We start from the raw sequence: 23,025 nt of genomic DNA, 5'->3' as shown, positions 1-23,025 counted from the left end.
TTTTTATTTATTCTTTCTCCCTGCAGACAATACCATTCTGATCATCCCGCCCACAAACTTTGGCAGCTTTAATGTGTAAAATTTCAACGGCTCATCCCCCCGTCAATACTTCTTACTACCATTAATATGCCCGAATCGAATGAAAAGACCCCTTTTTTATCATTTAATTCATTACTGACACATCGGGATGAACCGCTTTTGAGCAAGTAATCCTCAAGCGGGTATTTAAACCCTTGAAGCGTTAACCCCTCCACCTTTTCATTCATGGCAAAAAACGAATAATATTTTATATTCTTCTCCGCGTTTATTACTACACGCCCAGGGTTATAAATGTTTATTCGATTTTGCCGATCAATAATCGTTACAGAGGGTCCCCCCCTTAATTCCTCTTTCATCAGAAGTGTGACCGCTCCGAAAAAATGGTCGAGGCGGCCCCCTGTTACACCATAGAGCTCAATAGCATCCGGGTTTTGGCTAATAGCGTAATTTAAAGCAATCTCCAGGTCCGTTTCGTCTTTTTCTGATGGAAATTGCACATGATCCGAGACTAAATCAGAAATTCTTTTCCATTCTGAAGGAGACACGGAATCAAAATCCCCAAATGCTTTTGACGGTGTAATACCGCGATCAAGTAAATACAATGCACCGCGGTCAACCCCGATCCATTCCGTTTCATCTGTATTATTTATATGAAACTCTGGAAGCTCCTGTTCAGGACCTCCGGCGACAATGCGGATGATCACGCGTTTTCGGCAGCACGGCGAATTTCTTTTATCGCAGCACCGCGATCATCCTTGTTATAGATAGCTGAACCGGCAACAAGTACATTTGCACCTGCTTCTGCACAAACTTTTGCCGTTTCCGGATTCACGCCGCCATCAATTTCAATATCGACATTGACACCGGCATCTATTATCATTTGACGGACTCGGCGGATCTTTGGTACAACCGCCTCAATAAATGCCTGCCCGCCAAATCCAGGATTGACTGTCATAATCAACACCATATCAATATCATTTATGACATATTCAAGGACATGTTCCGGAGTTGATGGATTAAGAACAACACCTGCTTTTACGCCAAATGAGCGGATAAGCTGAATGGTTCGATGCAAATGAGGGCACACTTCTGCATGTACCGTAATAATATCGGCTCCCGCATTTGCGAATGATTCAATATATGCATCCGGATTTTGAATCATTAAATGGACGTCAAGCGGAAGTTTAGTGACCGGCCGGATCGCTTCCACAATGAGAGGACCAATCGTAATATTAGGAACAAAATGACCGTCCATCACGTCTATATGAATGTAGTCTGCACCGCCTTTTTCCACATCTTTCACTTCTTCTCCAAGCCTTGCAAAATCGGCCGATAAAATCGAAGGGGCTATTTTGATCATAGCTAGTACCTCGGCTTTCTCTCTTTTATTTCCTCTATAAATTGCAAATAATGTTCATATCGGTATGAGGGGATCATGGAATCTTCTACCGCTTGTTTCACTGCACATTTTGGCTCATTTATGTGAAGACATCCTCTAAACTTACAAGAATTGCTTCGTTTCACCATTTCAGGAAAGCATGATGAAACATCTTCCATTTCGAGACCATCAAAGTCGAGGGAACTGAATCCCGGTGTATCCGCGACAAGTCCACCGGCTGCTGGTATTAGTTCAACATGCCTGGTTGTATGTTTTCCTCGTCCAAGAGAATTAGATATTTCATTTGTTTTCAATTCTAAATCGGGACGAATAGCATTTAATAATGACGATTTTCCAACACCTGACTGACCGGCAAAAACAGACGTTTTACCATGTAAATAATCCGCAAGTGCCTCTATGCCATCAAGCGTTTCAGATGATGTTTCAATTACGGTATAGCCAATATTCCGATAATCAGATACATACTTCGCTACTTCATCAATTTCATTCAATAAATCCATTTTTGTAATGCAAATAAGCGGTTCAATATCTTTTGATTCAATGAGTACAAGAAACCGATCGAGAAGCGTAGTGCTAAATGTGGGCTCCATCGCCGAAAAAACGAGTACTGCCTGATCGACATTCGCGACAGGCGGACGCACAAGATCGTTCTTACGTTCTTCTACCGATAAAATGTACCCTTCTTTGGCATTTTCTGCTTCAAATTCAACATAATCACCGACGAGCGGTGTAATATTTCGCTTCCGGAATACACCGCGTCCCCGGCATTGAATCGTTTCTTCTCCATCTAGAACGTAATAAAAACCGCTTAATGCTTTAATAATTTTGCCTGCTGGCATGAAGGACCCCCTTATTCATTTTCATCAGCATCAGGAAATGGAATCGTTTCATCCATAATGACAATTTGATCTCGAATAACTTTAAAACCCGATTTTGTTCCTTCTTCAAAAACAAATTCAAGTGTGCGTTCCGTATCTTCTGTTATTAAAAACTTCTCATACGGTTCCGTCATGCTGTGATCCATATCTTCAATATATATTTGAATTTCCTGCGGTTCGCCTTCCGTTCCAGGTTCATATGGAATGACAATGTCTTTTAATACCTTTTTGGGCGGAATTTCTTCCGGTCCTTTGGACAAGATTACCTCAACCGTGCTTCCATACGGCACTTCACTACCGGCCTGGGGTGACTGTGATAATACCTGTCCGGCATCTACGGTATCTGAATATTCTTCTCCAGCAACATGGACTGTAACGCCCGCAGAATCCTCATAATCTTCAAGACTTTTTTTGTTGTAGTCTGTTAAATCAATTAGAACAACATTTGCACGTCCGGCACTGACAGTCAGTTTAACATCTTCCTCTTCAGGGATAACTTTCTCGCCAGCTTCGGGATTGTGTTCCAAGACGGTACCCGCTTCACTTTCGTCGTGAACCATTTCTACATTCACATTGCGAAATCCGGCTTCTTCTAACAGTTCACGTGTTTCTTCTAATGTTTTTCCTGTGTAATCCGCCATGTCTGATTGCTCTTTCCCAGCAGATACATACAAATCTACTTTAGTCCCTTCTTTTACCGTTTCTCCGGCTTCCGGGGAGGTTCGAATGACTTTTCCTTCCGGTATGTCCGCACTGAATTCTTCTTGCGATTCTCCGACAGCCAGCCCCGCAGTAACGAGTGTGGATGCAGCTTCATCAAGACCGTTTTCTGTCGTATCAGGCACGTTTATATCTTTTGGTGCTGTTGCCATTGGCCAAATAACTGAGGCAGCAACCGCCATTACCATAAGAATAAAAATAATCCATGGCCAACTCTTGCGTTTTTTTTCTTTTTTTTCGGGCGCAAATTTTTTCTCCGGTTCCTCATGCGCGGTGATTCTTTCGCTTTCCTGCGGCTTCGAAGCAATGATTGGAATTGCTTTCGTTACTTCATCATCCTCATCCGGTATTGTAAACTTTTCTTCATGAATACGATAGTCTTCAAGTGCTGTCGAAAGGTCTGCTTCCATCGCTTCGGCATTTGCATACCTGTGAAACGGATCTTTTGCAGTTGCGTGAAGAACAATATTTTCAATACTTTGCGGCACATCTGGATAAAGCTGTCGTACAGATGGTGTATCGGACTGTAAATGCTTTAAGGCAATAGATACAGCAGATTCACCTGAAAAAGGAAGACTCCCTGTTAACAATTCGTACATGACAATGCCAAGTGCATAAATGTCCGACTTTTTCGTTGCCATTCCACCTCTTGCCTGTTCAGGTGAAATATAATGAACAGAACCGAGAACCGCATTTGTCTGTGTAATGGACGTTGCACTCATCGCCATCGCAATCCCAAAATCAGTAATTTTGACGGTGCCATCATGATCGATTAACATATTATGCGGTTTTATATCCCTGTGAATAATTGAATGCTGATGAGCAAATGCTACTGCGGCTGTCATCTGTTTCATTATATCTATCACTTTTTCATATGGAAGTGGTGAAAACTGTTGAATGTATTCTTTTAACGTCATGCCATCCACATATTCCATAACGATGAAATTCACATTATCTTCTTCGCCAATATCATAAATACTGACAATATTCGGATGAACCAGGCTCGATGCTGCTTGTGCTTCTCGTTGAAACCGCCGTAAAAATTCATCTTCCCCGGCAAAATCAAATCTTAAAACTTTGATTGCAACATCCCGTTCTAAAATAATATCCCGCGCAAGGTAGACGTGGGCCATACCGCCGCCACCGATTGTCCGTTCGATTTTATAGCGGCCGCTTAATCGTCTCCCAATCAGCATTTACTCACCCTCTTTCACTGCCAGGACAATGTTCGAGGATGACAACCGTAATATTGTCCTCTCCCCCGTTTTCATTGGCCATCTGAATGAGTGTATCCGCTTTTAATTCTAGCGAATCTGGTGATTCAAGAACGTCTTTCATTTCAACAGCACTTACTTTGTTAGACAAACCGTCAGAACAAAGAAGAAGAAAATCTCCTTCTTCAAACATGATCGTCCGGTAATCAACTGTCAGTTTTTCATCGGTGCCAAGCGCACGTGTCAGCACATTTTTTCTCGGATGGCTTTCTGCATCTGCGCGGCTTATTTCACCAGATTTCACGAGCTCATTAACGAGTGAATGATCTTCTGTAACTTGTGAAAAGCCGTCTTCATTCTGCAAATAGCACCGGCTGTCGCCGATGCTTGCGATGGTGCAATATTTCTCCGTACATAATGCAGTGACAAGCGTTGTCCCCATTCCGCTGCATTCAGGATGTTCTTTCGCATGGTTCAAAATAGCAGCATTGATCTCAAAAATAGTGGACTTCAGCCATTCTACTGCATCATCTGGTGATTCAATTTGGGAATTTGCTTCATTCCAGGCGTATTCCATCCCCTCAATCGTCATGCGGCTGGCGATATCACCTGCATTATGACCGCCCATGCCATCCGCCACAACGGCTAAACATAGGGACTGTTTATGATGAAATACACCGCCATTATCTTCATTGTGAGCCCGAATTCGACCCCTGTCTGTCCGAAACACAGCATTCAATTTGGTCACCTCGTTTCGCCAGCACGCTCTTTCGCTCGAAGCTGTCCACATGCCGCATCGATATCTGTTCCTTGTTCACGGCGGATCGTCACATTCACGCCATTCTTTTTCAATGTTTTTTCAAACTCAAATATTTTGTTGCGTGGTGTACGAACGTAATTGCGTTCCGGTACATAGTTAACCGGAATTAAGTTGACATGACACTTAATCCCTTTAATAAGCCCTGCTAGTTCTTCCGCATGAGCAACAGAATCATTTTCCCCGCCGAACAAGCCGTATTCAAAGCTGATGCGGCGTCCCGTTTTTTCTGTATAATAGCGGATTGCTTCCATTAAATCTTTTAATTTATACGCACGGTTTATTGGCATTAATTTTGTTCGAAGTTCGTCGTTCGGTGCATGAAGGGATACAGCAAAATTAATTTGTGTTTTTTCATCTGCGAATTTGTAAATTTTCGGCACTATCCCGCTAGTTGAGACGGTAATGTGACGAGCTCCAATATTTAATCCTTTATCATGGTTGATGATGTTCAAAAATGACATCATTTCATCATAATTATCAAATGGTTCCCCGATGCCCATAATAACGACCGAGCTGACTCGTTCACCAACTTCATCAAGCGCCTGTTGTACTTTGACCACCTGTGCAACAATTTCCCCTGCTTCCAGGTTTCGTTTCAAACCTCCGAGTGTGGATGCGCAAAATGTACAGCCAATGCGGCAGCCGACTTGAGTAGTCACACAAATTGAGTTTCCGTAATCATGACGCATTAACACCGTTTCGATGGAGTAGCCGTCATGCAGTTCGAACAAAAATTTGATGGTGCCATCTGCGGATTCTTGTTGAATCGCTGTTTTTAAAACAGTGAATGCAAAATGAACTTCCAGTTTCTCCCGTAATGTTTTTGACAAGTTTGTCATTTCATCTACGGATTTCGCCCGTTTTACATACAGCCAGTCAAATATTTGCTCGGCACGAAAAGGTTTTTCCCCGTTTTCTGTAAGCCAGTCTTTCATTTCATGAAGTTCCAAAGAATAAATTGATGGCTTCTGTGCTTCGTTTTGTTTGTTCGTTGCTGCATTCATTTAGGTTCGTTCCTTCTTTCTAAATTTACTAATGAAAAATCCGTCTCCGCCAAAATCATCAGGGAATATTTGGATCATTGAAGACTGCGGCTGTAATGATATATGTTCAAGCGGCTCCGCTTCAAATTCAGGGTGTGCCTTCAGGAAAGAAGCAACCGTCCCTTCGTTTTCAGCTTTGTCTACGGTACAAGTACTATATACAAGAACACCGTTATCTTTTACAAGCGGTGCAGCAGCAGCTAATATAGTGAGTTGAATTGACTGCAGGTTGTCCAGATCTTCTTCCGTTTTCACATACTTTAAATCCGGCTTTCGGCGGATGACACCAAGACCTGAACACGGGGCATCGACAAGAATTGCATCGAAGGTTTCACTTTCAAATATCTCGCCGGCCTTTCGAGCATCTTGTTTTTGAACATGTATATTCGATAGTGAAAGACGTTCGGCGTTTTGCTCAACAAGTTTTAATTTATGAGCGTGAATATCAAGGGCATCGATGTGTCCTTCGCCATTCATTATTTCAGCTATGTGCGCCGTTTTGCCGCCGGGTGCAGCACACATATCGAGAACGCGCTGTCCAGGTGATACGCCAAGAACAGGAGCAACGAGCATAGAACTTTCATCTTGAATCGAAATCGCACCATCTTTATATAACGTAGATCTTACTGCATTTCCTCTTGCGATGCGAATTGCAAATGGAGACACCTCTGAATAACATGCATCAAATCCTTCTTCTTTAAGCTTTTTAATCGCTTCATCCCTTGTCATTTGGATCTTATTGACACGGACAGTCTGTTCAGGAGCCGTTAAATTATGGCGGCACATTGCCTCTGTCTTTTCTGCACCATACGCTTTAATCCATCGTTTTACAAGCCAAAGCGGATGACTTGTCTCAACAGAAATCCGTTCCGCTTCATCGCGAATCTCGTTCGTGTTCGGCAGTCCTTCGCGTTGAATGGATCTCAGCACCCCATTCACCATACCGGCAATCCCTTTATGGCCGCGTTTTTTCGCTATATTAACCGCTTCATGAATGACGGCGCGCTCAGGTACTTTATCAAGATAGACCATCTGGTAAAGGGATAAACGGAGCAAATTATTGACCCAACGCTCTGGCTTCTTTTTCAAAAAAGGAGCCAGATAAAAATCAAGTGTTAATTTTCGTTGAATGGTGCCGTACGTAATTTCAGTCAACAAGGCGGCGTCACGGCCAGAAATGTTATTCTTTTCAATCGCATTGTTTAAAAGCAAATTACTGTATGAACCACTTTTTTCAACTGATTCGATTAATTCCAGCGCTGTTTCGCGCACATTCAGTGTTCCCATTTTATTCTCCAAACTTCATGCCGGCCGAAAGGATGGAACCAGAGCCTCGTAAATAATCGCGGGCACTCATTCGTTTTTTTCCTGCAGGCTGCAATTCAATAATTTTTAATGCGGTACGTGAACCCGTTGATACAATAAACCCGTCATCCTCAATAGATATTACGGTGCCTGGTTCGTCAGATGTACCAGTTGCTTTTTCTGCTTTCCAGACTTTTACGACCGCTCCATTAAGCATTGTGTAGGAGACCGGCCACGGATAAAGGCCCCGCACCTGGTTGTATAACTCTTCACCGGAACGGTTCCAGTCAATTTTTTCATCCGCACGGCGAATATTTGGTGCAAATGTAGCTTTTGACTCATCCTGCGGTGTACGGCTTGAGGTTCCTTCTAAAATAGCCGGGATTGTTTCAGAAAGCAATTTCGCTCCAACCTCGCTTAATTTATCGTGTAAGATGCCTGTATGATCATCTTCTTCTATTGGAATAGACGCCTGTGTAATAATATCACCTGCATCCAATTTTTCAGCCATGTACATTATCGTAATGCCCGTTTCTTTTTTCCCCTGCAGAATCGAATAGTGAATCGGAGCGCCCCCGCGTAATTCAGGCAGGAGAGAAGCATGAACATTAATACAGCCAAATTTCGGTGTATTAAGCAAGTCTTTTGGCAGCAACTGTCCATATGCGGCTGTTACAATAAGATCTGGTTTCATCTCGATGATTTTTTGTAATTCTATAGAAGCCGAGAGTTTTACCGGTTGCAATACAGGTAAATTATGTTTTATAGCCGCTTCTTTCACAGGAGGCGGGGTCATGATTTTTTTTCTGCCGACGGGACGATCAGGCTGCGTAACAACCGCAAGAATGTCATACCCATCCTTAACGAGTATATCGAGAACCGGAACCGAAAAATCAGGTGTGCCCATAAATACTATTTTCGTCATTAGGAATCCACCCTTTCCAATTCCTCAGATGGAATGTACTTTTCTACTTTTGATGTAAAAAGAATCCCGTCAAGGTGATCCATTTCATGTAAAATTGCTCGGGCCAAAAAACCTTCTGCCTGAAATGTAAACATCTGCCCTTTGACATTTTGTGCTTTTATATTAATGGCATTCGGGCGGGTCACTATCCCGTATAACTCAGGAAAACTTAAACAACCTTCGATATCAGTCTGACTGCCTGATGAAGCAATCAGTTCAGGGTTGACCAGTACAATTAATCCATGCTCATCTTCCACATCTACAATTGCAAGCCGAATGTCCATACCAATTTGCGGTGCTGCAAGTCCAACACCATCTGCTTCGATCATTGTTTCCTGCATATCGCGTACAAGACGCTTTAATTCGCTGTTAAACGTTGTCACCGGCCGGCATTTTGTTTCTAAAATTGCCGCCGGATGTTCGACAATCTTTAATATTGTCATATCATTCCTCTTTTCTACATTAACACGTATGGATGTATATCAATTGACACAATTAATCCGTTCGATTTTCCTTGTTTTGTATAATGTTCCAGGACTTTTTTTAATATCTCCGTTAACTTCGGTTCACGTTTGTATTTTATCAAACATTGCCATCGATATCTATTATTGATACGAGCGATTGGCGATGCGACAGGTCCGAGAATTACAGCGGCAGAGGAAAGCGCAGGTTTAATTTTTGTGACAATTTTATTCGCCGCCGATGCCGCTTCAATTGCTTCTGTATGGCTAATGGTGATGAGAGCTAAAAAATAAAACGGCGGATACCCCCCCATTTTCCTCATCATCATTTCCTGTTGATAAAATGATTCATAATTTTGTTCCGCCGCTAACTGAATGCTGTAATGTTCTGGAGTGTATGTCTGTACAACAACTTCCCCTGGGAGAGTGTGCCGTCCAGCTCGCCCGCTCACCTGTGTTAACAGCTGAAATGTTTTTTCTGATGAACGGAAATCCGGCAAATGAAGCATCGTGTCTGCACTTAAAACGCCAACAAGCGTAATATCCGGAAAATCAAGACCTTTTGCAATCATTTGCGTGCCAAGTAAAATATCCGCTTCTTTATCACCAAATTTTCGAAGTAATTTTTCATGGGCGCCTTTCGTTCCGGTTGTATCGACATCCATTCGAATAATTCGTGCTTCCGGCAGGAGCTTTAATAATTCCTCTTCAACCTTTTGAGTCCCTGTGCCAAAATGACGAATATGTTCACTCGTGCATTCTGGACATACATAGGGCGCGGCTTCTTCATACCCGCAATAATGGCATTTTAGCTGGTGGCGATGGCGGTGATAGGTCATTGACACATCGCAATGCGGGCATCCGGCAACATAGCCGCAGTCTCGGCACATAATAAAAGAAGAATAGCCCCGTTTATTTAGAAATAAAACGGTCTGCTCCCCTTTTTCAAGTCGATCTTTTATTTTTTCAAACAGCGTCCGTGAGAACATAGACCGGTTTCCTTCACGCAGCTCTTCACGCATATCCACAATGTCGACTGTTGGAAGCGGACGGTCATTGACACGTTGGTCGAGCGAAAGCAGCGTGTATACACCTTTTTTTGCCCGCGCATATGATTCAAGAGATGGTGTGGCGCTGCCTAAAATAACCGGACAGTTGTAGTGGAAAGAACGCTGAATTGCCACATCACGTGCATGATAGCGGGGATTTTCTTCCTGTTTGTAGCTCGTTTCATGCTCTTCATCAATAATGATGAGACCAATATTTTCAAAAGGTGCGAAAATAGCCGACCGTGCGCCAACGACGACTTTCACTTCTTTCCGACTTATTTTTCTCCATTCATCATACTTTTCTCCGGTCGAAAGACCACTGTGAAGAACCGCAACATCGTTGCCAAAGCGGCGTTTAAAGCGCTCTGTCATTTGAGGTGTCAATGATATTTCTGGAACGAGTAAAATGGCTTCCTGTCCTTTTTCAATAACGCGGCTGATGGATTGCAAATATATTTCTGTTTTGCCGCTTCCCGTCACACCATGTAATAAAAACGTTCCCGATGTACCGGCGTTTAAGTTATCAAGAATAGGCCGTATTGCCTTCTGCTGATTTTCCGTTAACATAAGCGGTTTATCCGGTTCGAAATGCTGGCCGCCAAGCGGATCCCGGTACATTTCTTCCTGCTTTTCTTCTAGGAATCCTTTTTCAATTAATGATTTTGCGGTTGCCGACGAGATGCCTGTTTCTTTTAAAGAAAGCCAATGATGTGTCCGTCCAGTAAAAACGAGCAATGCTTCTTTTTGTTTGACCGCATTTTTTGGCATAATGTTAACTATTTCGGCCAGCTCATTTTCGGAAAGCGTGCATTTCACCATTCTAACCGTTTTCTTGCGGCCTTTGCTTTTTACTGAATAAATGACTTCAAGTGTTCCGTTTTTTACTTCTTTTCGTATATCAGACAATTTCCCGGCATCTGTTGCTTCTTCCCAAGGAATTTCTTCCCTATTATTAAATAGTGACTCAACTGCAGGCTGAACAGACTGCTCTCTTGTTTTCCGAATAAATTTTTGATATTTTGCTTTCATTGCGGCAGGCAGCATAACCTGCAATGCGGAAATTTTAAAGCAAAGTGACTCGGCTGTGAGCCAATCCGCAAGTGAAAGGAGTTCCTCATTGAGTACCGGTACAATATCCATCGGTTCAACAATCGGCTTCAACTTCCGAATCTCCGCCTCTTCTTTAACATCCAGTACAAATCCTTGTACATGACGCGGTCCGAACGGGACAACAACACGCATCCCGGGCTGAATGACCTCCTGCCACCGATCCGGTACTTCATAGTCAAAGGGGCGGTCTGTCTGCATGACAGCCACATCGACAATGACAGAAGCTACAATCATGCCTTATCACCCATTCGCTCAATCGCTTCTTTTAAAATATGAACCGCCGCATCTCTTTTCGACATCAAATCATATTCGCGAGTTGTCCCGTCCCTGTGGAAAACCGTAATAATATTCGTATCGCCGCCAAACCCTGCCCCTGCTTGCTTTACATTATTGGCAACAATCATATCTGCATTTTTCGATTCCAGCTTTCGCTTCGCATAGGTCGTGACATCGTTCGTTTCTGCAGCAAAACCGATTAAAAATTGATGTGCTTTCTGTTCACCGAGCGTTTTTAAAATATCAATCGTACGCTCCAATTCAAGAGAAAGTTCACCGTCCTGTTTTTTCATTTTACTATCATGGATACGTTTCGGACGGTAATCTGCAACCGCGGCTGTTTTTACAACGATGTCAGCTCCGTCATACGATTCGATCACAGCGTCAAACATATCTTTTGCACTCTCCACGTTGATTACATTTACGCCAGCCGGCGGTTCCAGGTTCACCGGACCGGAAATAAGTGTAACATCAGCACCCAGATCACGTGCTGCTTCCGCAACTGCATAACCCATCTTCCCTGTTGAATGATTTGTAAAAAAGCGGACCGGGTCTACTGCCTCACGTGTTGGTCCTGCTGTTACTATCACTTTTTTTCCTAAGAGCGGCGTATTTTTTTGCCCTGAGAAATATTCAGATACAAGCGCGGTGATCACTTCCGGTTCTTCCAGCCGTCCTTTTCCTGTATATCCGCAGGCAAGATATCCTTCACCTGGTTCAATAAACCGGTAACCGAATGATTTCAACGTGTTCATATTTTTTTGCACAGCAGGATGAGCATACATATGAACATTCATCGCAGGAGCAATCCATTTTGGAGCTGTACCGGCAAGAAGCACGGTTGAGACCATGTCGTCAGCAATCCCATTGGCCATTTTAGCGATGATATTCGCAGACGCTGGTGCCACGAGAACAAGGTCTGCCCAATCCGCAATATCAATGTGCGCAATTTTTGCCGGATCCTTTTCATCAAATGTATCCGTATAAACAGGCTGACCGGATAGCGCTTGAAAAGTAACGGGTGTGACAAATTTTTGTGCCGATTCCGTCATAACGACTTTCACTTCCGCACCGGCCTGCTTTAATTTACTTGTAAGTGCCGCTGCCTTATAAACCGCAATTCCTCCGCTGACACAAAGAAGAATGTGTTTTCCATTCATATATGTATCCTCCGTTCATTCGTTCTTATACAAATATGATAGCATAAAGTATAACGCCATTCAGTGGAGGGTTTTTCACTTGAATGACCGTCATCTTTTGTCTCGGCATCAAATCTACATTGGCTTCTTTTCACCGAGACAAAAAAGAAAAGGCCGGAGAAAACCGCCCTTTTCCTTTCATGAGTTATTTACACTTCATCTGAATATGTTTCATTCAAATCTTTCTTTTTCATGACAAGCTCATCTGCATAAATTTCTTCAAGCGCTTTGCCGACAAATTTATGGGATCTGTATGAAGATAATGCCTCTGTGCCCTTATTTTCCTGCATAAAGCGTGCACGCTTAGCGGCAACACTAACGAGGGAATATTTTGAATCGATTTTCGTAAGTAAATTATCAATTGATGGATATAACATTACTTTTCACCTTCCAGCATAATTTGGTAACGGTGCTGCACACGTTCACGGCGGCAATGCTCCGCTTCGACAATGGATTGGATTCGGGTGCATGCCCGCTCTACTTCGTCGTTTTCTACAACGTAGTCATACAAATCCATCATCTCAATTTCTTTTCTAGCTTGTTCCATTCGTCCGCGGATCACTTCATCTGTCTCAGTGCCGCGGCCGATAATCCGGCTGTGCAGCTCAGAAAGACTCGGCGGAGCAAGAAATATAAACAGCCCTTCCGGAAACTTCTCACGTACTTGGCGGGCGCCTTCGACTTCAATTTCCAGAAAAATATCCGTTCCTGCATCAAGAGATTCCCTTACGTAATCAACGGGTGTCCCGTAATAGTTTCCGACAAACTCAGCGTATTCAAGCAGTTTTCCGGCTTCAATTAGCTGCTCAAATTCTTCTCGGGATTTAAAAAAATAATCAACACCATCAACCTCTCCCTCGCGCGGTATGCGAGTTGTCATCGAAATCGAATAGTCGAATTTTACATCATCCCTTGAAAAAATAGCTTTTCGCACAGTCCCTTTTCCAACGCCTGAAGGCCCGGACAATACGATCAGCAAGCCTTTTTCCTTCACGTCTTTCACAATCCTTCCTCTGCATCCTCATCTTTCAAAGCAGCGCGGTTCGCTACTGTTTCCGGCTGAACTGCCGATAAAATAATATGATTGCTGTCTGTAATAATAACCGCTCGCGTCCTGCGGCCAAACGTCGCATCGACGAGATTACCCCTTTCACGCGACTCTTGAACAAGCCGTTTGATCGGTGCCGACTCCGGGCTGACAATCGTCACAATCCGTTCTGCCGAGACGACGCTCCCAAAACCGATATTGATTAACTGCATCGTCTTATTATCCCCTTTGTCCTATCGAATCCGTTCTTGCATACTTTTAGTATTATATCATATTTTATCCGCTTATTGCTTAAAAAATAAGCGGACAGTAAATTTACCTTATTCTCTTCGTCATGATATGATAAATAAATATGTTCGTTTAAAAGGGAGTATGAGAGTTATGGCATTTGATGGACTATTTACAAAGGCAATGGTGGAAGAATTAAGCGAGCTGCTTTCAGGTGGACGCGTCAATAAAATTCACCAGCCATATAAAAATGAAACGATTATGGTGATCCGTGCCCGCGGGAAAAATAACAAACTACTTTTATCCGCCCATCCATCATACGCTCGTGTGCAGGTGACTGAAACGGTGCAGGATAATCCGTCTGAGCCGCCTCTGTTCTGTATCATGATGCGGAAACATCTGGATGGAGCCATTTTAGAAAAAATTACTCAAAATGGACTTGACCGCACGATTGTCTTTGAATTTAAAGGCAAAAATGAAATTGGAGACATCTCTTATAAACAGCTATACGTTGAAATTATGGGCCGCCACAGCAACATTATCCTTGTCGATAAAGAAAAAAACACGATTATTGACAGCATTAAACATATTCCGGCCTCGCTTAACAGCTACCGGACGATTTTACCGGGTTCTAAGTACATCGATCCACCTTCACAAAACAAAAAAAATCCACTTACTGCTGACGCCGAAACAGTCATTCAGTCAATTGATTTTAACGGGGGAAAACTAGGAAAACAGCTAGTCGCCGCGTTTGAGGGCATGTCGCCGCTCATCAGCAATGAAATCGTCTCGCGTACCGGTCTCGCAAACCGCGAAACGATTCCTCCTGCGTTTTTGGAAGTAATAAAACCGCTGCAAAAAAAGGCGTATACACCTATCATGATCGATAACGGGGAAAAAACGTATTTTTATATGACAGATTTACCGCATTTAAACGGTGAACGAATAATATTCGATACATTATCAATGCTGCTTGACCGTTATTATTTCGGAAAAGCGGAACGAGACCGAGTCCGTCAGCAGGCAAATGACCTTGAACGCTTGATTAGCAATGAGCTGCAAAAAAACCGGTCGAAAATAAGCAAACTCGAGAGAACGCTTGAAGAAGCGGAAAACGCCGGTGAGTATCAGCGTCTTGGTGAACTATTAACCGCTAATTTATATGCCGTACAAAAGGGCATGACGGAAATAGAAGTGTTGAATTATTACGATGAAACAGGTGCTAAGATCACAATTCCGCTTGATCCACAAAAAAATCCTGCTGACAACGCACAAAAGTATTTTTCCCGTTATCAAAAAGCGAAAAATGCGATCATTGTTGTGCAGGAACAGATTACGAAAACAAACGAAGAAATCCAATATTTTGAATCTCTTCTGCAGCAGCTCGAATCTGCTTCACCGCGCGACATTGAAGAAATTCGTGAAGAACTTGCCGAAGAAGGCTACATGAAAGCACGAAATGTGAAAAAGAAAAAGAAAATGGAAAAACCATCCATAGAAGAGTATGTATCATCTGACGGCACATCCATTCATGCAGGAAAAAACAACCGGCAAAATGACTACTTGACCAATAAATTTGCGCGCCGCGATGATATTTGGCTGCATACGAAAGACATTCCCGGCTCACACGTCGTCATACGATCGGACGATCCATCAGATCAGACGATTTTAGAAGCCGCCATGATTGCTGCCTATTACAGCAAAGCGAAAGAATCATCATCCGTGCCAGTTGATTACACAAAAGTGCGCTATGTTAAAAAACCATCAGGCGCCAAACCTGGTTTTGTGATCTATGACCAGCAGCACACTGTTTACGTGACTCCGGATGAAGGCAAAGTGATGGAGATGAAGAAATAGAAGAAGAACCTGAGCATCCATCTGCTCAGGTTCTTTTTTGCTATCAATTCTAATTATAATCGTTGCAGGCAATAAAAAATCGGTCACAAATTCGTGACCGTTTTATTTCCCGCCCCATGCATCAGGGTTTTCTTTCCATTGTTTTAATGTTTCAAGGTCGCTAGATGCCACGTAGTTTTTCTCAGCAGCTACTTCAATTAATGCATCATAATCACTAAGAGCTACAGCTGATAGGTCTGCATCTGAAAGACGTGCGTCCCCTTTTGATAAACCGTATGTAAAGATCGCTGCAACGCCAAGAACGTCACAGCCCGCATCGCGAAGAGCCTCTGCTGCGGTGATTGCGCTGCCGCCTGTTGAAATTAAATCCTCGATCACGACGACTTTCGCGCCACGGTCAATTTTGCCTTCAATTTGATTCCCTTTGCCGTGTTCTTTTGCTTTAGAACGGACATAGCACATCGGAAGATTTAACACGTCCGATACCCATGCTGCATGCGGAATCCCCGCTGTAGCGGTACCAGCTACGATTTCAGCTTCAGGGAAGTGCTCATTAATCAATTTAGCGAGTCCGTCAGCTATTTTCTGACGTGTTTCCGGATATGACAACGTTAAACGGTTGTCACAATAAATAGGTGACTTCATGCCTGATGACCATGTAAATGGATCGTTTGGCTGCAAATACACTGCGCGGATTCTCAGTAATTCTTCTGCAATCTCTTTTTTCATCGTACGTTTCCTCCCCACAGTGTTTTAATGTGATGGTATGCAGCAACAGGATCAGCTGCCTTCGTAATGGGACGTCCGACAACGATTGCTGTCGAGCCGATTTCTCGTGCTTTCTCCGGGTCGGCGATGCGCTGCTGATCATCCGCATTTCCATCTTTCAAACGGATACCAGGGGTCACTTTGTAAAAGTCCGTTCCACACGCATCACGAATGTCGGATGCTTCAAGAACTGAGCAAACAACACCGTCGCAGCCAGATTCTTTTGCTTTTTTCGCGTAGTGAAGAACAGACTCATGAAGAGGAACAGTAATTAACTGATCTGCTTTCATTCCTTCTTCAGAGGTAGATGTGAGCTGAGTGACAGCAAGCAAAACAGGACGTTTACCGCCCCTTGCACCTTCATCTAGCCCTTCACGCGCTGCTATCATCATTTCTACGCCACCCGCCGCATGAACGTTTATCATGTCGACACCAAGCGCTGCGAGACCCTTCATTGCCTGCTTGACCGTGTTTGGAATATCATGAAGTTTCAAATCAAGAAAAACACGATGATTCATTTCTTTTAACCGTTTAATAATAAGCGGTCCATTTTGTAAATAAAGCTCCATGCCAACTTTTACATAAAGCTGTTCATTTCCAAACGGCGCAAGAAATTGTTCTGTTTTCTCCCATGAAGGGAAATCAAGTGCAATGATTGGTTCTTTCTCCATTACTTCCAGCTCCGTCCCTTCAGTTCACTAATATGGTTGATGTTATGTGCTTCTAAATACTGATCAAGCTGCTCAATTAATTCTGGACATACAAATGGATTGACAAAGTTTGCTGTGCCGACTGCAACTGCATCTGCACCGGCTAAATAAAATTCAATGATGTCTTCCACTGTTGAAATTCCACCCATACCAATGATCGGCAGCCTGGTTTGCTGGCTTACTTCATACACCATACGTATCGCAACCGGTTTAACCGCCGGACCGGACAAACCTCCTGTACGGTTTGATAATATCGGCCGAGCTGTTTTTACATCAATACGCATACCGATTAAGGTATTAATCATTGTAATTCCGTCCGCACCGCCGTCTTCCACCGCTTTTGCCATTTCGACAATATTCGTTACGTTTGGGGAAAGCTTTACATAAACAGGAACATCCGATACTTCTTTCACCCGTTTTGTCAGCTCTTTTGCTGTTTCTGGTACAGTACCAAATGCGATGCCGCCTGTTTTGACGTTCGGACAAGAAATATTCAATTCAAGTGCATGAACATTTTCAGCTTTAGATATTTCTTTTGCTACTGCGACATAATCTTCGGTCATTGAACCGGCCACATTCGCAATAATTGGCACATCAAACTGTTTTAGCCATTCGAGTTCATTTTCGATGACTTTTTCCAAACCCGGGTTTTGAAGACCAATTGCATTGAGCATACCCGCCGGTGTTTCCGCTACTCGAGGCGTTGGGTTTCCATAACGAGGCTCTTCTGTTGTCGCTTTAATCATAATCGCTCCAAGTGAACCTAAATCGTACAGCTGGCTATACTCACGTCCGAAGCCGAAGCAACCTGAAGCAGGCATAACCGGATTTTTTAATGACAGCCCTGGGAGTTCAATCGATAATCTATTCAAAGTGCTACCTCCCCGGCTGGAAATACGGGACCATCACTGCATATTTTTAAATAAGCAGTGCCTGACTCGTCTTGTGCTGGATGGCAGACGCAGGCAAAACATGCGCCGATCCCACAGCCCATCCGCTCTTCTAGCGAAATATAACCCCGGGGCGCTGCATGAAGTTGTTCAACCGCTTTTAACATAAGTGTCGGTCCGCATGAATAAAAAATGTCAGCTGTTATACCATGATTGCGGACAACATCTGTCACAAATCCCTTTTCACCAAGTGATCCATCAACCGTTGCAACATATGTTTCACCAAGTGCCAAAAACTGCTCCGTATAAAATGCCGCTTCTTGATTTTGAAAACCAAGTACATGAATCGTTTTAACACCATGGGCATTTAAACGCCGGGACAATTCATATAGGGGCGGAACACCGATGCCGCCGCCAATTAAAAGGGCTGTCTGTCCTGATTTCGCTTCTTCAACAGGAAAACCGTGTCCTAGAGGACCGAGTACATCGACTTTATCGCCCGCACGCTTTTTCGCAAGCGCAATCGTTCCGGCTCCTTCTGCCCGGTAAATCATTGTAAATTCCTGCTTTTCCTGTTCAATACGCGCAATGCTGATCGGACGCCTTAATAGCGGGATCATGTCATCACCTGTTTTCAGATGAACGAACCGGCCTGGTTCGTTCATCTCGTCAACAAGTGTTCCTTGGAGCGTCATTTCATAAATATTATGGGCGATTTCCGTCTGGCTTGTAACGGTCATCAACTCTTTTTGAATCATGAATGAATCGCCTCCAATGCCGGTTTTGGCATTGCTTCTGCGTTAAAGATCATAGATTCAAGAACTTCTAAAATGGCCTGTGCTGTATCCAGTGATGTTAAGCACGGGATGCCATTTTCAACAGATTCACGGCGGATCCGGAATCCATCACGTGCCGGCTGTTTGCCTTTTGTCAATGTGTTAATAATAAATTGCGCCTGGCCGCCGCGAATTGTATCCAGCATGTCTGGTCCTTTCGCGCCGACTTTCGCAACTGTTTCAACCGGAACACCTGATTCACGGATCAAGTTTGCAGTTCCGTATGTTGCAAGCAGCTGGAAGCCGATATTGTGGAAACGTTTTGACAGTATAAGTGCTTCTTCTTTATCTTTATCCGCTACTGTCAAGAGGACAGCACCCTTCGTTGGGATCTTCATACCGGATGCAACGAGGCCTTTGTACAACGCTTTTTCAACCGTTGAATCTTTCCCCATTACCTCACCCGTTGATTTCATCTCAGGGCCTAGAGTTGTGTCGACACGGCGTAGTTTAGCAAATGAGAAGACCGGCACTTTTACATACACGCCTTCTTTTTCAGGAACGAGACCTGTTTCATAGCCCATCTCTTTCAATGAATGCCCCATGATCGCTTTCGTTGCAAGATTCGCCATCGGCACGTTTGTAATTTTACTTAAAAACGGCACAGTGCGGCTTGAACGAGGATTCACCTCGATTACGTATACTTCGCCTTTTGAAATCACATATTGGATATTAAGAAGGCCGACAATATTCAAGCCTTTTGCAAGCTTTACTGTATACTCAATGATTTTCGCTTTCTGGTCTTCCGTCAATTTTTGCGGCGGATAAACCGCGATAGAGTCGCCAGAGTGAACACCCGCACGCTCAATATGCTCCATGATGCCCGGAATCACAACGTTAGTACCGTCGGAAATGGCATCCACTTCGATTTCTTTTCCTGTTAAATAGCGGTCGATCAAGACTGGGTGTTCTGGATTAACTTTCACTGCATTTTTCATGTATTGAAGCAGTTCGGCTTCTTTATAGACGATTTCCATTGCACGTCCGCCAAGTACGTACGAAGGGCGAACAAGTACCGGATAGCCGATGCTGTTAGCGATTTCTACTGCTGTTTCAACAGAAAATGCTGTTTTGCCGAGCGGCTGCGGTACGTCAAGTTCCTGCAAAGCCTGTTCAAATTTGTCGCGGTTTTCCGCACGGTCTACGTCTTCTAAGCTTGTGCCAAGAATTTTCACGCCATGTTCAACCAGCTTAGCTGCCAGATTGATCGCTGTCTGACCACCAAATTGAACCACAACGCCTTCTGGTTTTTCCAGATCGATAATATGCATGACATCTTCAATTGTTAATGGCTCAAAATATAGCTTATCAGAAATACTGAAGTCGGTTGAAACCGTTTCTGGGTTGTTGTTGATGATAATCGCTTCATAACCCGCTTCTTTCAGTGCCCATACGGAGTGCACTGTCGCGTAATCAAACTCAACGCCTTGCCCGATTCGGATCGGCCCGGAGCCGAGAACGACAACGGATTTACGATCTGTCACAATGGACTCATTTTCTTCTTCGTATGTTCCGTAATAGTATGGTGTTTCAGATTCAAACTCCGCGGCACATGTATCAACTGTTTTAAATACTGGTGTTATGCCGTTTTCCTTACGCCAGTCGTAAACGTCTTTTTCTTTTACTCCCCATGCTTTTGCAATTGTTCTGTCAGCAAACCCTAGTTCTTTTGCTTTTTTTGCTGTTTCTATATGGAAAGGATTATTTTCCACTTCTTTTTCAAAACGTACGATGTTTTCAAATTTTTTCAAGAAGAAAAGATCAATCTGGCTCCATTCATGAATTGTTTCGATTGTCACACCGCGGCGCAGTGCTTCACCGAGGTAGAATAAACGTTCATCCCCTGCTTTACGGATGCGTTTTTCAATGAAAGAATCATCTTTATCTGCAATCTCATCAAGAGACAGGTGGTAAACCCCGCTTTCAAGTGAGCGAACTGCTTTTAACATTGACTCTTCAAACGTACGCCCGATTGCCATGACTTCCCCTGTCGCTTTCATTTGTGTTCCGAGTGTACGGTTCGCATGCTCGAATTTATCGAACGGCCAGCGTGGAATTTTCGATACGATATAATCAAGGGCAGGTTCGAAGCAAGCATATGTTTTCCCTGTAACAGGGTTCATCATTTCATCAAGTGTTAATCCCACCGCAATTTTCGCAGCCAGTTTTGCGATCGGGTATCCTGTTGCCTTTGATGCAAGAGCAGAAGAACGGCTAACCCGTGGATTTACTTCAATGATGTAGTATTGGAAGCTGTATGGGTCAAGTGCAAGCTGAACATTACAACCGCCTTCGATGCCAAGAGCACGAATGATTTTCAATGACGTGTTGCGAAGCATTTGATATTCGCGGTCTGTAAGGGTCTGGCTTGGCGCTACTACAATTGAGTCACCTGTATGAACGCCGACCGGATCAATATTTTCCATATTACAAACAACAATTGCATTGTCGTTCGAGTCGCGCATTACTTCATATTCAATCTCTTTAAAACCTGCAATGCTTTTTTCAAGAAGACATTGTGTCACTGGACTTTGTTTTAACCCGTTTGTGACCGTTTCAATTAATTCTTCTTCATTTGCACAAATACCGCCGCCTGTACCGCCAAGTGTATAGGCAGGGCGGACAATGACCGGATAGCCGATTTGTTCAACAAAACCGTACGCTTCTTCAAGAGTATGAATAATTTCACTTTCCGGTACCGGTTCATTTAAATCATTCATTAACGTACGGAACAAGTCACGGTCTTCCGCCTGCTCAATCGCAGACAATTTCGTTCCGAGTACTTCCACATTATGTTCTTCAAGAACGCCTGCATTCGCAAGTTCAACTGCCATGTTCAAGCCTGTTTGCCCGCCAAGTGTCGGCAAGATTGCGTCTGGACGTTCCTTTTGAATAATACGGCGGACAAATTCAAGCGTGATGGGTTCGATATAGACTGCATCCGCAATTTCTGTATCCGTCATGATTGTTGCCGGGTTGGAGTTCACAAGAATAACACGGTATCCTTCTTCTTTTAATGCCAGGCACGCCTGTGTTCCTGCGTAGTCAAATTCTGCTGCCTGGCCGATCACGATTGGACCAGAGCCAATTACTAATATACTTTTGATGTCTGTACGTTTAGGCATGTTGAGTCTCCTTTACAGCGTTCTCTTTCATCATTTTAATAAAACGGTCGAATAAAATGTTATCGTCTTCTGGTCCTGGTGAAGCTTCAGGGTGATACTGAACCGTAAAGACAGGATATTCTTTATGAGCAAGGCCTTCTACTGTTCCATCATTTAAGGCCACATGAGTTACTTTCAAGTCTGTTTTCGCAATCGATTCTTCACTTACGGCATATCCGTGGTTTTGTGAAGTCAACGCTGTCCGGCCCGTTTCAAGGTCTTTTACTGGATGATTTGAACCGCGATGGCCAAATTTTAATCTGAATGTATCAGCACCTGAGGCAAGTGCGAACAACTGATGGCCAAGGCAAATACCGAAAATCGGCACTTTTCCGATTAAAAATTTTATTGTTTCAATCGCGTACGGTACATCTTTCGGGTTTCCTGGTCCATTTGTCAGCATAATTCCATCCGGTTTAAATTGCATAATTTGCTCGCCGGTTGTATCATGCGGAACGACGATCACGTCACAGTCGCGTTTATTTAACTCCCGCAAAATGCCGTGTTTCATACCAAAATCGATTAGCACTACGCGGAAGCCGCGGCCCGGGCTCGGATAAGCGGATTTTGTTGACACTTGTGCAACTTGATCCGTTGGTAAAACTGTTGCCTGTAGACGATGGACAACCTCTTCAGCATTTACATCCGCAGAAACAATGGCTCCCTTTAACGCACCATATTGACGGATAATGCGTGTTAGTTTACGTGTATCAATACCAGAAATCCCTGGAATGTCTTTCATTTTCAAATATTCATCTATTGAAAATTCGCTTCTGAAATTAGATGGGAAATCTGCTGCTTCTTTCACAACGAGTGCTTTTACAGCGGGCTGAATTGTTTCAAAGTCGTCACGGTTTACTCCGTAGTTTCCGATTAACGGATAGGTGAATGTGACGATCTGTCCACAGTAGGAGGGATCAGATAGTGTTTCCTGGTAACCAGTCATACCGGTTGTAAAAACAACTTCACCTGTAATTTCTTTATTGCTGCCAAATCCTTCACCGGCAAATACCGTTCCATCTTCTAAAATCAGCTGTTTTTTCATGA

22 protein-coding genes are annotated in these 23,025 nt (G+C 43.5%); 1 reads left to right on the top strand and 21 read right to left on the bottom strand.

What is annotated here, in order from left to right; genetic code table 11:
• Positions 1-3 precede the first annotated feature (3 nt).
• The 15 genes from spoVM to remA form a co-directional block, all read right to left on the bottom strand.
• Positions 4-87 (bottom strand): stage V sporulation protein SpoVM, encoded by an 84-nt coding sequence (spoVM, locus tag BTO28_RS17795; RefSeq protein WP_076762930.1) that lies wholly within the window; start codon positions 85-87, stop codon positions 4-6.
• Entirely contained in the window at positions 84-743 is a 660-nt protein-coding gene (locus tag BTO28_RS00495) for a thiamine diphosphokinase (protein ID WP_076762928.1), read from the bottom strand. Before BTO28_RS00495 ends, spoVM begins: the two co-directional genes overlap by 4 nt.
• Positions 740-1,399 carry a ribulose-phosphate 3-epimerase gene (gene rpe / locus BTO28_RS00490; RefSeq protein WP_076762926.1) on the bottom strand — a complete coding sequence of 220 codons (660 nt, stop codon included), beginning with the start codon at positions 1,397-1,399 and terminating at the stop codon, positions 740-742. The genes BTO28_RS00495 and rpe overlap by 4 nt, the downstream gene beginning before the upstream one ends.
• A 2-nt stretch (positions 1,400-1,401) precedes the next feature.
• Entirely contained in the window at positions 1,402-2,277 is an 876-nt protein-coding gene (gene rsgA / locus BTO28_RS00485; protein ID WP_076762925.1) for a ribosome small subunit-dependent GTPase A, read from the bottom strand.
• A gap of 11 nt (positions 2,278-2,288) precedes the next feature.
• Positions 2,289-4,232 (bottom strand): Stk1 family PASTA domain-containing Ser/Thr kinase, encoded by a 1,944-nt coding sequence (gene pknB, locus BTO28_RS00480; RefSeq protein ID WP_076762923.1) that lies wholly within the window; start codon positions 4,230-4,232, stop codon positions 2,289-2,291.
• Between the two features lie 4 nt (positions 4,233-4,236).
• Complete coding sequence (locus tag BTO28_RS00475; protein WP_076762921.1) at positions 4,237-4,989, bottom strand: Stp1/IreP family PP2C-type Ser/Thr phosphatase; 753 nt, start codon at positions 4,987-4,989, stop codon at positions 4,237-4,239.
• 5 nt (positions 4,990-4,994) lie between these two features.
• The gene (rlmN, locus tag BTO28_RS00470; RefSeq protein WP_076762919.1) at positions 4,995-6,074 is read right to left on the bottom strand and encodes a 23S rRNA (adenine(2503)-C(2))-methyltransferase RlmN; all 1,080 of its coding nucleotides are present in this window, start codon (positions 6,072-6,074) and stop codon (positions 4,995-4,997) included.
• Positions 6,075-7,400 (bottom strand): 16S rRNA (cytosine(967)-C(5))-methyltransferase RsmB, encoded by a 1,326-nt coding sequence (rsmB, locus tag BTO28_RS00465; protein ID WP_076762917.1) that lies wholly within the window; start codon positions 7,398-7,400, stop codon positions 6,075-6,077.
• 1 nt (position 7,401) lies between these two features.
• The gene (gene fmt / locus BTO28_RS00460) at positions 7,402-8,343 is read right to left on the bottom strand and encodes a methionyl-tRNA formyltransferase (RefSeq protein ID WP_076762916.1); all 942 of its coding nucleotides are present in this window, start codon (positions 8,341-8,343) and stop codon (positions 7,402-7,404) included.
• Positions 8,343-8,825, bottom strand: coding sequence for a peptide deformylase (gene def / locus BTO28_RS00455; protein ID WP_076762914.1), 483 nt, complete (start codon positions 8,823-8,825; stop codon positions 8,343-8,345). The genes fmt and def overlap by 1 nt, the downstream gene beginning before the upstream one ends.
• A gap of 14 nt (positions 8,826-8,839) precedes the next feature.
• Positions 8,840-11,236: a primosomal protein N' gene (priA, locus tag BTO28_RS00450; protein ID WP_076762912.1), complete on the bottom strand. Its 2,397-nt coding sequence runs from the start codon at positions 11,234-11,236 to the stop codon at positions 8,840-8,842.
• Positions 11,233-12,438 (bottom strand): bifunctional phosphopantothenoylcysteine decarboxylase/phosphopantothenate--cysteine ligase CoaBC, encoded by a 1,206-nt coding sequence (coaBC, locus tag BTO28_RS00445; protein ID WP_076762910.1) that lies wholly within the window; start codon positions 12,436-12,438, stop codon positions 11,233-11,235. Before coaBC ends, priA begins: the two co-directional genes overlap by 4 nt.
• A 188-nt stretch (positions 12,439-12,626) precedes the next feature.
• Positions 12,627-12,854: a DNA-directed RNA polymerase subunit omega gene (gene rpoZ / locus BTO28_RS00440; RefSeq protein WP_076762908.1), complete on the bottom strand. Its 228-nt coding sequence runs from the start codon at positions 12,852-12,854 to the stop codon at positions 12,627-12,629.
• Complete coding sequence (gmk, locus tag BTO28_RS00435) at positions 12,854-13,471, bottom strand: guanylate kinase (protein WP_076763413.1); 618 nt, start codon at positions 13,469-13,471, stop codon at positions 12,854-12,856. The genes rpoZ and gmk overlap by 1 nt, the downstream gene beginning before the upstream one ends.
• A 5-nt stretch (positions 13,472-13,476) precedes the next feature.
• On the bottom strand, positions 13,477-13,737 hold the full coding sequence (gene remA / locus BTO28_RS00430) for an extracellular matrix/biofilm regulator RemA (RefSeq protein ID WP_076762907.1): 261 nt from the start codon (positions 13,735-13,737) through the stop codon (positions 13,477-13,479).
• Between the two features lie 169 nt (positions 13,738-13,906).
• Between remA and BTO28_RS00425 the strand changes: the two genes are divergently transcribed.
• On the top strand, positions 13,907-15,610 hold the full coding sequence (locus tag BTO28_RS00425) for an Rqc2 family fibronectin-binding protein (protein WP_076762905.1): 1,704 nt from the start codon (positions 13,907-13,909) through the stop codon (positions 15,608-15,610).
• Positions 15,611-15,712: 102 nt separating this feature from the next.
• Here the strand turns inward: BTO28_RS00425 and pyrE are convergent, their stop codons facing one another.
• The 6 genes from pyrE to BTO28_RS00395 are packed head-to-tail and all read right to left on the bottom strand — an operon-like array spanning position 15,713 to position 23,023.
• Entirely contained in the window at positions 15,713-16,339 is a 627-nt protein-coding gene (pyrE, locus tag BTO28_RS00420; protein WP_076762903.1) for an orotate phosphoribosyltransferase, read from the bottom strand.
• Positions 16,336-17,049, bottom strand: a complete 714-nt coding sequence (pyrF, locus tag BTO28_RS00415) for an orotidine-5'-phosphate decarboxylase (protein ID WP_076762901.1) — start codon at positions 17,047-17,049, stop codon at positions 16,336-16,338. The genes pyrE and pyrF overlap by 4 nt, the downstream gene beginning before the upstream one ends.
• Positions 17,049-17,960 (bottom strand): dihydroorotate dehydrogenase, encoded by a 912-nt coding sequence (locus tag BTO28_RS00410; RefSeq protein ID WP_076762899.1) that lies wholly within the window; start codon positions 17,958-17,960, stop codon positions 17,049-17,051. The genes pyrF and BTO28_RS00410 overlap by 1 nt, the downstream gene beginning before the upstream one ends.
• Positions 17,957-18,736, bottom strand: coding sequence for a dihydroorotate dehydrogenase electron transfer subunit (locus tag BTO28_RS00405; protein WP_076762897.1), 780 nt, complete (start codon positions 18,734-18,736; stop codon positions 17,957-17,959). The genes BTO28_RS00410 and BTO28_RS00405 overlap by 4 nt, the downstream gene beginning before the upstream one ends.
• On the bottom strand, positions 18,733-21,939 hold the full coding sequence (gene carB, locus BTO28_RS00400) for a carbamoyl-phosphate synthase large subunit (protein WP_076762896.1): 3,207 nt from the start codon (positions 21,937-21,939) through the stop codon (positions 18,733-18,735). Before carB ends, BTO28_RS00405 begins: the two co-directional genes overlap by 4 nt.
• A complete protein-coding gene (locus BTO28_RS00395) occupies positions 21,932-23,023 on the bottom strand; it encodes a carbamoyl phosphate synthase small subunit (RefSeq protein ID WP_144289418.1) in 1,092 nt (363 codons plus the stop codon). The genes carB and BTO28_RS00395 overlap by 8 nt, the downstream gene beginning before the upstream one ends.
• Between the last annotated feature and the right edge of the window lie 2 nt (positions 23,024-23,025).

The sequence above is a fragment of the Domibacillus epiphyticus genome (assembly GCF_001975785.1).
Classification (GTDB): domain Bacteria; phylum Bacillota; class Bacilli; order Bacillales; family Domibacillaceae; genus Domibacillus; species Domibacillus epiphyticus.
Note: the sequence above shows the minus strand (reverse complement) of the source record. Positions and strands in the feature narration are given on the sequence as shown.

What these genes read in the sequence shown, in the direction of transcription:
- remA (WP_076762907.1), bottom strand. Translation starts at nt 13,737, where the DNA reads ATGCAGTTAATCAATATCGGTTTTGGGAGCGTCGTCTCGGCAGAACGG.
- pyrE (WP_076762903.1), bottom strand. Translation starts at nt 16,339, where the DNA reads ATGAAAAAAGAGATTGCAGAAGAATTACTGAGAATCCGCGCAGTGTAT.
- BTO28_RS00425 (WP_076762905.1), top strand. Translation starts at nt 13,907, where the DNA reads ATGGCATTTGATGGACTATTTACAAAGGCAATGGTGGAAGAATTAAGC.
- pyrF (WP_076762901.1), bottom strand. Translation starts at nt 17,049, where the DNA reads ATGGAGAAAGAACCAATCATTGCACTTGATTTCCCTTCATGGGAGAAA.
- coaBC (WP_076762910.1), bottom strand. Translation starts at nt 12,438, where the DNA reads ATGAATGGAAAACACATTCTTCTTTGTGTCAGCGGAGGAATTGCGGTT.
- carB (WP_076762896.1), bottom strand. Translation starts at nt 21,939, where the DNA reads ATGCCTAAACGTACAGACATCAAAAGTATATTAGTAATTGGCTCTGGT.
- rsgA (WP_076762925.1), bottom strand. Translation starts at nt 2,277, where the DNA reads ATGCCAGCAGGCAAAATTATTAAAGCATTAAGCGGTTTTTATTACGTT.
- def (WP_076762914.1), bottom strand. Translation starts at nt 8,825, where the DNA reads ATGACAATATTAAAGATTGTCGAACATCCGGCGGCAATTTTAGAAACA.
- BTO28_RS00405 (WP_076762897.1), bottom strand. Translation starts at nt 18,736, where the DNA reads ATGATTCAAAAAGAGTTGATGACCGTTACAAGCCAGACGGAAATCGCC.
- pknB (WP_076762923.1), bottom strand. Translation starts at nt 4,232, where the DNA reads ATGCTGATTGGGAGACGATTAAGCGGCCGCTATAAAATCGAACGGACA.
- priA (WP_076762912.1), bottom strand. Translation starts at nt 11,236, where the DNA reads ATGATTGTAGCTTCTGTCATTGTCGATGTGGCTGTCATGCAGACAGAC.
- BTO28_RS00395 (WP_144289418.1), bottom strand. Translation starts at nt 23,023, where the DNA reads ATGAAAAAACAGCTGATTTTAGAAGATGGAACGGTATTTGCCGGTGAA.
- fmt (WP_076762916.1), bottom strand. Translation starts at nt 8,343, where the DNA reads ATGACGAAAATAGTATTTATGGGCACACCTGATTTTTCGGTTCCGGTT.
- rsmB (WP_076762917.1), bottom strand. Translation starts at nt 7,400, where the DNA reads ATGGGAACACTGAATGTGCGCGAAACAGCGCTGGAATTAATCGAATCA.
- rpoZ (WP_076762908.1), bottom strand. Translation starts at nt 12,854, where the DNA reads ATGTTATATCCATCAATTGATAATTTACTTACGAAAATCGATTCAAAA.
- rlmN (WP_076762919.1), bottom strand. Translation starts at nt 6,074, where the DNA reads ATGAATGCAGCAACGAACAAACAAAACGAAGCACAGAAGCCATCAATT.
- rpe (WP_076762926.1), bottom strand. Translation starts at nt 1,399, where the DNA reads ATGATCAAAATAGCCCCTTCGATTTTATCGGCCGATTTTGCAAGGCTT.